Consider the following 307-nt stretch of genomic DNA (forward strand, 5'->3'; position numbering starts at 1 on the left):
GCACCTTGTCGATGACGATCTGGAAGAACATCGGCGTGACGAGGGCGCAGAGCTGCACGAACAGCGAGGCCAGGAGCACCGTGCCGAGGGGCTACTGGTAGGGCAAGATCGAGAGCACGAACCACGTCAGCCCGAAATCGGCGATGAGCTTCTCTACAGACAACCGGCGCGCCACCAGGATGATGGTGCCGTCCCAGTGCTTCTCCACCTCGGCGCGGTCGATGTGGTCGGCCGCCCGCGAGGCGGCGTCGATCACGCGCAGCTTCCCGTCGTCGAAGCGGCGGCCGATCAGCCGGAAGCTGCCGTC

At 66.1% G+C, this 307-nt stretch carries 1 protein-coding gene; it reads right to left on the reverse strand.

All coding sequences use genetic code 11. The features are described from left to right. Positions 1–91: 91 nt before the first annotated feature. On the reverse strand, positions 92–307 hold a 216-nt coding region (locus ACLBXP_RS25605; protein WP_447670629.1), incomplete at its 5' end, for a hypothetical protein.

The organism is Methylobacterium sp. A54F, from assembly GCF_053346035.1.